We start from the raw sequence: 8569 nt of genomic DNA, 5'->3' as shown, positions 1-8569 counted from the left end.
TTGCTAGACCACCTTTTAAACAAATTAAAATTCAATATTTACACTAAGTCAAAACGATCAAGGTTCATCACCTTAGTCCATGCAGCTACGAAGTCAGTTACAAATTTTTCATGTGCATCATGGTATCCGTAAACTTCTGCAAGTGCTCTTAATTCAGAGTTAGATCCAAAAATTAAATCAACTCTTGTTCCAATCCATTTTAATCCACCAGCCATTCTATCACTACCTACAAAAGCATCGTCAGATTCTGAAACGGCTTTCCAAGTAGTTCTTAAATCTAATAAGTTTACAAAGAAATCATTAGTAAGTGTTTCAGGTCTGCTTGTAAAAACTCCATTTTGAGACTTATCAAAATTGGTGTTCAATACACGCATACCACCTACTAAAACTGTCATTTCTGGAGCAGTTAATGTCAATAACTGTGCTTTGTCAATTAACATTTCTTCGGCAGAAACGGTATATTTAGTTTTTACATAATTTCTAAATCCATCAGCTTGTGGCTCTAAAACTGCAAACGACTCAACATCTGTTTGCTCTTGTGAAGCATCCGTACGTCCAGCGGCAAAAGGAACTTTAACTTGAATTCCTGCATTTGCTGCTGCTTTTTCAACTGCTGCATTTCCAGCTAGTATAATTAAGTCGGCAATTGATACTTTTTTATCAGTATTATGAGAATTGAATTCATTTTTGATATTCTCTAACGTAGCTAAAACACGATCTAATTGTGAAGGATTGTTTACTTTCCAACTTTTTTGTGGCTCTAGTCTAATACGAGCACCGTTTGCTCCACCACGCTTATCTGATCCTCTAAAAGTAGATGCCGAAGCCCATGCGGTACTTATAAGTTCTGAAATACTTAACCCAGATGATAAAACAGTAGCTTTAAGTGCTTCAATATCTTGCTCATTGATTAAATCATGTGTAACATTAGGAACTGGATCTTGCCAAATTAACTCTTCAGCTGGTACTTCATTTCCTAAATAACGTACTTTTGGCCCCATATCTCTATGAGTCAATTTAAACCATGCTCTTGCAAAAGCATCGTTAAAAGCATCAGGATTTTCTAAAAAGTGACGAGAGATTTTCTCATAAGCAGGATCAACACGCAAAGATAAATCAGTTGTAAGCATCATTGGTTGGTGTGTTTTTGATGCATCATGAGCATCAGGAATTGTTCCCGCACCGCCATTTCCTACTGGCTTCCATTGATGAGCTCCTGCAGGACTTTTTGTTAATTCCCACTCAAAGCCAAATAGGTTTTCAAAATAATTATTACTCCAGTTTACTGGTGTAGTAGTCCAAGCGCCTTCAAGACCACTTGTAATGGTATCTGCACCATTTCCAGTGCCATAGGTATTTCTCCAGCCTAAACTTTGCTCTTCAATAGATGCACCTGCTGGTTCAGCTCCTACATATACATTAGGATCAGCAGCACCGTGAGTTTTTCCTAGTGTGTGTCCTCCTGCAATCAAGGCTACTGTTTCCTCATCGTTCATGGCCATACGTGCAAATGTCTCTCTAATGTCACGTGCTGCTAATAGCGGATCTGGGTTTCCATCTGGTCCTTCTGGGTTTACATAAATAAGCCCCATTTGTACAGCAGCCAAAGGATTTTCTAACTCACGATCTCCTGAGTAACGGCTGTGTGGTTCTGTACTTAAAGACAACCATTCTTTGTCTGGTCCCCAGTAAATATCTTCTTGTGGTTCCCAAACGTCTACACGACCTCCAGCAAAACCAAACGTTTTAAATCCTGCTGATTCTAAGGCACAGTTCCCCACTAATACCATTAAATCTGCCCATGAAACTTTGTTGCCATATTTTTGTTTTATGGGCCATAACAACAAACGAGCTTTGTCTAAGTTGGCATTATCTGGCCAGCTGTTTAATGGTGCAAATCTTTGTGTTCCAAAACCAGCTCCACCACGACCATCTGCAATACGGTATGTTCCTGCACTGTGCCAAGCTAAACGTATAAAAAAGGGACCGTAGCTTCCGTAATCTGCAGGCCACCAGTCTTGAGAAGTTGTGATAACTTCTTTAATATCTTTTTTTAAAGTCTCTAAATCTACTTTTTTAAATTCTTCGGCATAATTAAAGTTGGCTCCCATGGGATTGTTCTCTAATGAATTTTGACGCAGAATTTTTAAATTAAGCTGGTTAGGCCACCAATCACGATTTGTTTTACCGTGAATAACACTTTGTTTTGGCGCAGCAGATGACGCTCCAGAGAAAGGACATTTACTTTCACCGTTTACATTGTAGGAGGTTGGTTTTGCATTATTTTCCATAGTATGTTTGTTTTTATTTTTCTGATTACAAAGTTATTTAAAACATTCGTAGTGAATTAAAAATTCAATAGATAAAAATTATAGTTTAAATTAATATTTATATGCTAATATATAAAATGTTCCTCTTTTAACCTCAATTTTAGGCTGTTAAGTTTGTGTTAGTCTCTTGTTATTATGAATTTTTTTATGACATCAAAATATACACACACTCTGGATTGTTTTTATAAATGGTTAATTGTAAATTTAGCAAAAAAATATTTTGGAAAAAGACATTAATACTATGGGAGAAAATCCAATTCAATCTGAAGCTGAGGCTTGGTTAGGAATTTTATATACTTGTATAAAAGCAGATCATTATATATCTGAAGCCGAAAGAAAATCGCTTACAAGAATTCTGTATTCTAAAGAAAAATTTAAGAGTGTAGATTTTGGACCTTATTATGAAACTGCCATTGCATTATATAAAGAGGTGGGACAGCTTAAATATATAAAGGTTTGTTGTTCTTGGATAGAAACCGAAGACAAAGAAACCTTGTTTGCTCTAGCCTTAGATGTCTTGTTAGCTGACGGAACATTAGAAAAAGAGGAAAAAAGTCTTATTGAAATTTTATCCAATCATTTAGGTGTGAGCACCTCTATGTCTAGTAAAATTATAGAAGTTATGTTTTTAAAAAACAGAGGGAATATTAAAGTAAAATAAGTACTCTAATAATAAGAACACAATATAGAGAGGTTACTTATTATATTGTGTTTTTCTTTCAAATTTCAATAGTTTTAATGAGGCAGTTTATCTCTAAAATTACCATATACCCAAGTTCCTACGATTGCAAAAAATAAGGTAACAATCATTATAGAGGCTCCCGTTCCAATTTGTGCAAACAACGGTCCAGGACAAGCTCCCGTTACTGCCCAGCCTAATCCAAAAATGAGTCCGCCATAGATTTGTCCTTTGTTAAAGGTCTTGTTATGAAATTCAATTCTTTCGCCATAAATAGTTTTGATATTGAATTTTTTTATTAGAAAAACGGATATTATTCCCACAAAAATGGCACTTCCAATTACGCCGTACATGTGAAAAGATTGGAAACGGAACATTTCCTGAATCCGATACCAACTGATAATTTCTGCTTTGATGAAAACAATACCAAACAAGATACCAATGACTAAGTATTTTAAATTATGGTACCATTTGTGTTGCAATTGGCTTTCGTTGATACAAATGGTGTCTAGGGAACGCGTTTCGAAATCAGTATTTTGATCTTTTAGTTTCATAATTTGTGATTTAAAGTGAAAGAATAAATGGTAAAATAAGGTTTGCCATAATCAAACCGCCTATGAAGAAACAACATGTCGCAATTAATGATGGTATTTGTAAATTAGACAAACCAGAAATAGCGTGACCACTAGTGCAACCTCCCGCATAACGAGAACCAAAACCAATGAAAAAACCACCAATAACCATCATGATAAATCCTTTGAGTGTAAACAAACTTTCCCACGAGAATAATTGTTCTGGTAGCATTCCGTAAATTTCAGTAATGCCGTAACCTGCCAATTCGGTTTTTAGATTTTCATTAATGATTATTGGATTAGGATTTGATAAAAAGCTGTACGCAAGTATACCACCCAATAAAATACCGAAAACGAAAAACATGTTCCAGATTTCTTTTTTCCAATCGTATTTGAAAAACTTAATGTTTGCGGGTAAGCATATGGCGCAAGTATGACGCAATGAAGCACTAATACCAAATGATTTGTTACCAATGATTAACAAAGCCGGAACGGTAAGTCCAACTAGCGGGCCCGCAATATACCACGGCCAAGGTTCTCTGATTAATTCTAAAATTTCCATAGACATGCTGTTTTATTATAATTGATACAAAGTTTGTTTCTATAGTGCAGGTATTTGCTAAAATTCATAATATTCCAATTGATATTCACCAATGTGTTTTTTATTAGAAGCAATTGATTTTTTGTGTTTTACATAATTCATACACCCAATAGTGAAAATTGCGAAAGATGCACCAAAGAGCATGATTTCAAACAATATACTGTTCTCTACTTTGATCACATTTTTAAGGCTTAAACCTGCAATCAAGAAATACATTGAGGTTCTTAAAAAAGAAAGAAATGTAGATTGATTTGCCAGTACAGTTCTTTGTAGTGCTAGTTTTTCTCTTAAAATAAGATCTTTATTAATTTGTTTTTTAATTTCCATGATGCTATTTTTTTATTACATTCTTGTCAAGAATGTCTTGAATATTGCCCCAAGTACCGCCATTCGTCACATTAACAATACCGTTTTTGTTTAATAGTAATTTTGCTTGTCCGCTACGATTCCCGCTTCTGCAAAAAACAATAATATTAGTTTTACCCCTAAGCTGGTGTAGGTTATTTTCAATTTGATCCAAGGGAATATTGACAGATCCTTTTACATTTCCTTGTACAAATTCATTTTGTGAGCGAACGTCTATTAACAAGGCGCCCTCTTGTATCATTTTTTTTAAGATACTGTTATCGTTTTTGGAAAATAAATTTTGTAGAATTTGAAGCATAGTTGTTTTTTAAAGTATTTGTATGAAAAAATTTCTCCTATTATGGTTTATCTATGCAAAAGTAGTAATGCTTTTTACCACAGTCAGTGACTTATGTTACATTGTATTTTGAAAGTGGAATTTTAGAGCGAAACAGGCTTTGAATTTTAAATAAATTTGTATGAGTTATAAAATCTCCATTTAAAATAACCTTGAATCTGGTGAAAGATTTGACTATTAGGTCATTCTTTTTGCTATTTTTACCGCTTTTTTAAAGTTAGCATTATGAGTATGCACCTAATAATTTATTGTAGTAGAATATGGTTTCAAGGATAGTTTTTTTATTTCTAATTTTTTCATTTCGGGTAGGTTACGCACAAGATATTGATTCAAAAGGTAAAAAGGATCATCGTTTTATAGGGCTTGGTTTTTCTATGGGTAAAACATTGCCATCGATAAGTATTTTTCCCGAGACTGAAAATCAAAAAGGTATTGATTTAACTTTTGGAAAAACCACCTATCAAAATAAAACATGGGCTAAATTCCTGAATTATCCCAAAACTGGAATTGCAGTCACGTACGCTGATTTTGGTAATCTTAAGCAAGTAGGATACAGTGTTGCCGTTTTGCCTTTTTTAGATTTTGGAGTATTCCAAAGCCTTACAAACAGAGTTCGTTTTCAAGTAGGACTTGGGGCTTCCTATCATAGTGTGATTTATGATAAGGTTACAAATCCAGGTAATTTTGGGGTGTCAACGCCTATTACGTGGGCATTTAGATCGTTTGTGTATTATGATTTGGCACAAACAAACCAAGTTGATGTAAAACTAGGAGTGGGAGCAACGCATTTTTCTAACGGACATACAAGATTGCCTAATCATGGTTTGAATTCGGTTTTGGCCACGCTTAAAACCGAATTTAAGTATTCTAAAAAGGAGCTTATTAACTCTAACAAAATTTTAGATACTAGCCAATCAATCACACAAAATTATATTTCTACACGTTTTGGTCTAGGGCAAAAAGTTTTGGCAAGAGGTTATAACTCGGTCAAAAACGTGTACACAGCATCATTTGCCATTGGAAAAATAAAAAATAAGACCTACAAATATGGTTTAGGTATGTATTACCGTTTTTATGATGATTATTATGATTTTATAAAAAGTAATGATGAGTTGTCAAAGAATCAATTTGCATACTTAAAGGAAAATCCATTTCATAACGCAACCACTTTAGGAGTGTATGCTAATTTTGAAATTTTAATGAATCATTTTAGTGTCGAGACGGAATTGGGAGTGAATTTTTACAAACCTGCCTATAAAGTAGATTGGTATTTAAACAATGGAAGTTCAAACTCAGGACAATATATTGCACAAGATTTTGGCTCTCAGGCCAAAATTAAGCAGGTAATTTCATCTAGACTAGGTTTTAGATATTACGCCTTTGCTACTCAAAAATCGCCACAACATAACGTATTTCTTGCAGCAAATATAAATGCAAATCTAGGGCAGGCTGATTTTACGGAGCTAAGTCTAGGCTATGTTCATACTTTTAAGCCTAAAAAGTAATTTCCATCAATTACAGTCTTGACATTTACATTTTTATTAAAGTCTTTAATGGTAGTGTAGAGTGTACACTTATCAATTGTTAATTATTGTGCAATTGTATGGTAGTTGTGTTAAGAGCTAATTCCAAATTTATTTCAATTTCAATACGAGTATTTTTTTTTCTTGCAATAAGACTAAAAAGGACAGCAACATAGTGCACAAACTATTTTTAAGGTTAGGATTTTATTGCTGTTGGAATAAATTTTAAAATTGTTGGGAAGTAAAAAAAAATAATCCGTAAACACCTTTTTAAAAGGTTTTTACGGATTATTAAAGTGGAGTCGCCGGGAATCGAACCCGGGTCCAAACAAGCAATTCATACACTTTCTACGCGCTTATTTCCTGATTGAATTTTCGACGCAGTGCTAGGCCAGAAACAGCCACACTTTACTTAGCTACTTTAGTTTCGAAAATTGCCCGTAGCTTACAAAATTCTAGGTTTTAATTTACGATTCCCCTGTTTCGAACGCTAAAAACCAGAGCTTTCGAGGAGAATCCTGCTTTCCTACCTGGTAGGACGAGGCTAATCTTACTATAATTCGGATTATGCAGCAAGAGCGTAGTTTCCTTCGCCGTGTAAATGTTTTGAAACCTTTTATTAACGAGAATTGTCCCAGTTCTCGACGTGCTTATGTATCAATTCGACTCGCTGTCAAAACCAGTCGACCCCTTTTTTAATTAGGTTGCAAATGTACAACTAATTTCAAGCTATTTTCAAAAATTGTGCCTAAATTTAATCTACTTCAAACTTAAATGGATAGTCCCCAAAAAGAACGGCCAGCTTTCTCACATTGTAGGTTTTTCTTGTGAATTTATTAGACAATGCTATAATGGTAACGCCTTCCTCTTTTAAGGTAATGTAGGATGAGGTATTACCATGCCACCAACCATTGTGAAAATAAAAGTTTTGTCCCGTATCCCAGTTGATCATTCTAATACCAAGACCGTAATTTTTTGTCCCTTTTCTCTCATTACTATATCCTTTGTAGACTTCCTTTAATAACGACGGATTTAAGAATTGAGAACTACTACGAGCACGGTCAAATTTTAATAAATCTCTTGGAGTGGAGTATATATTTTTATCACCATAAATAGCATCTAAATAATCCTTGCCTATTTCGACCTTATTTCCTTTATAAGATGTTACAGCTGTATTTTTATCTTTTTCGTAATCAAATACATAAGTGTTTTTCATATTAAGTGGTTTAAATATGAGCGCTGCCATAGCATCTTTATATGTTTTCTGGGTTACTTTTTCTATTATTAAAGCAAGAATGGCATAATTAGTATTACAGTAACTAAATCGGGTATCTGTTTTATTTTCTAATTCGATATTTTTAGTGGCAAGTAAAGTCAGAATATCTTGATTTGTTAAAATGTTTTTTCTGTCCCAAACACTTTTATCTCTATCTGTAAAATAAGCATAGTTGCGCATCCCGCTGCGGTGGTTAAGTAGCGTTCTTATAGTTACATCAGGATATGGAAATTCTGTTAAGAGCGTATTTACCCTTTGGTCTAATGTTATTCTTTTAGCATTTACTAATTTTAAGATGGCAGTTGCTGTAATCACTTTACTAACTGATGCTATATGCAGTGGTGTATTAGCATTTATTAATGTTTTCGAATTAAAATTAGCATAACCTTCGTATTTTTCAAAAATAATCTGACCATTTTTAGCCACAAGAAAACTTCCATTAGCAGTATTATTAGGCCAGTTTTTTTGGTAAAAAGAATCTATTTGTGATCTTTTTTCACTAATAAATTGTGCTTCTAGTTTCGGTTCTTTTTGCAATAAAGGTTTCATTATAGGCAAAGTAGTTTTAGGAAGTTGATCATCCCTAAGTTCTACTTTCTTTTTCTCCTTCTCGCAAGAGCTTAAAATGAATAGGAGGAGTATAATATGTAGTATATTTGTTTTTTTTGGAAAATTCATTTGGAATGGCTTAAAGGGCAAATATATAGAAACGAAGCCTTTTTAAGGGCAGTTATTTTAGACCTTAACACAATTTTATAAGCCTTTCTGCTAAGGGGTAATTGCTAGTAAATTGTTATTCAAGCTTTAGTAAAATCTTTGATTGATCCTTTTTTTCTAAAAATGAAAATTTTAAGATATTTTTGTTATATTTGTAACAAATAATAG

8 protein-coding genes and 1 other RNA gene are annotated in these 8569 nt (G+C 33.7%); 2 read left to right on the top strand and 7 right to left on the bottom strand.

The genetic code is table 11. The features are described 5' to 3' along the window. Nucleotides 1–38 precede the first annotated feature (38 nt). Complete coding sequence (gene katG / locus FPG59_RS11295; protein ID WP_086454705.1) at nucleotides 39–2291, bottom strand: catalase/peroxidase HPI; 2253 nt, start codon at nucleotides 2289–2291, stop codon at nucleotides 39–41. A 259-nt stretch (nucleotides 2292–2550) separates the two neighbouring features. On the opposite strand from katG, the gene FPG59_RS11290 reads away from it, so the two are divergent. Next, nucleotides 2551–2991, top strand: coding sequence for a tellurite resistance TerB family protein (locus FPG59_RS11290; protein WP_140344643.1), 441 nt, complete (start codon nucleotides 2551–2553; stop codon nucleotides 2989–2991). 74 nt (nucleotides 2992–3065) lie between these two features. Here FPG59_RS11290 and FPG59_RS11285 read toward each other — a convergent pair whose 3' ends face one another. The 4 genes from FPG59_RS11285 to FPG59_RS11270 all read right to left on the bottom strand — a co-directional run bounded on the left by FPG59_RS11285 (nucleotide 3066) and on the right by FPG59_RS11270 (nucleotide 4789). Continuing rightward, the gene (locus tag FPG59_RS11285; RefSeq protein WP_086454703.1) at nucleotides 3066–3563 is read right to left on the bottom strand and encodes a DUF6691 family protein; all 498 of its coding nucleotides are present in this window, start codon (nucleotides 3561–3563) and stop codon (nucleotides 3066–3068) included. 10 nt (nucleotides 3564–3573) lie between these two features. Then, nucleotides 3574–4137: a YeeE/YedE family protein gene (locus FPG59_RS11280; RefSeq protein ID WP_086454706.1), complete on the bottom strand. Its 564-nt coding sequence runs from the start codon at nucleotides 4135–4137 to the stop codon at nucleotides 3574–3576. 63 nt (nucleotides 4138–4200) lie between these two features. Then, a complete protein-coding gene (locus tag FPG59_RS11275) occupies nucleotides 4201–4509 on the bottom strand; it encodes a DUF202 domain-containing protein (protein ID WP_086454702.1) in 309 nt (102 codons plus the stop codon). A 4-nt stretch (nucleotides 4510–4513) separates the two neighbouring features. After that, nucleotides 4514–4789, bottom strand: a complete 276-nt coding sequence (locus FPG59_RS11270; RefSeq protein ID WP_254906690.1) for a rhodanese-like domain-containing protein — start codon at nucleotides 4787–4789, stop codon at nucleotides 4514–4516. Nucleotides 4790–5145: 356 nt separating this feature from the next. Between FPG59_RS11270 and FPG59_RS11265 the strand changes: the two genes are divergently transcribed. Next, a complete protein-coding gene (locus FPG59_RS11265) occupies nucleotides 5146–6390 on the top strand; it encodes an acyloxyacyl hydrolase (protein WP_086454700.1) in 1245 nt (414 codons plus the stop codon). Nucleotides 6391–6702: 312 nt separating this feature from the next. Here the strand turns inward: FPG59_RS11265 and ssrA are convergent. Continuing rightward, nucleotides 6703–7099, bottom strand: a transfer-messenger RNA (tmRNA) gene (ssrA, locus tag FPG59_RS11260). A 63-nt stretch (nucleotides 7100–7162) separates the two neighbouring features. After that, the gene (locus FPG59_RS11255) at nucleotides 7163–8362 is read right to left on the bottom strand and encodes a serine hydrolase (RefSeq protein ID WP_086454699.1); all 1200 of its coding nucleotides are present in this window, start codon (nucleotides 8360–8362) and stop codon (nucleotides 7163–7165) included. Nucleotides 8363–8569 lie beyond the last annotated feature (207 nt).

This window comes from Flavobacterium sp. FPG59 (assembly GCF_002150205.1).
GTDB lineage: Bacteria > Bacteroidota > Bacteroidia > Flavobacteriales > Flavobacteriaceae > Flavobacterium.
Note: the sequence above shows the minus strand (reverse complement) of the source record. Positions and strands in the feature narration are given on the sequence as shown.

Coding starts and splice junctions, on each gene's coding strand:
- katG (WP_086454705.1), bottom strand. CDS start 2,291: ATGGAAAATAATGCAAAACCAACCTCCTACAATGTAAACGGTGAAAGT.
- FPG59_RS11265 (WP_086454700.1), top strand. CDS start 5,146: ATGGTTTCAAGGATAGTTTTTTTATTTCTAATTTTTTCATTTCGGGTA.
- FPG59_RS11270 (WP_254906690.1), bottom strand. CDS start 4,789: ATGATACAAGAGGGCGCCTTGTTAATAGACGTTCGCTCACAAAATGAA.
- FPG59_RS11275 (WP_086454702.1), bottom strand. CDS start 4,509: ATGGAAATTAAAAAACAAATTAATAAAGATCTTATTTTAAGAGAAAAA.
- FPG59_RS11285 (WP_086454703.1), bottom strand. CDS start 3,563: ATGAAACTAAAAGATCAAAATACTGATTTCGAAACGCGTTCCCTAGAC.
- FPG59_RS11255 (WP_086454699.1), bottom strand. CDS start 8,362: ATGAATTTTCCAAAAAAAACAAATATACTACATATTATACTCCTCCTA.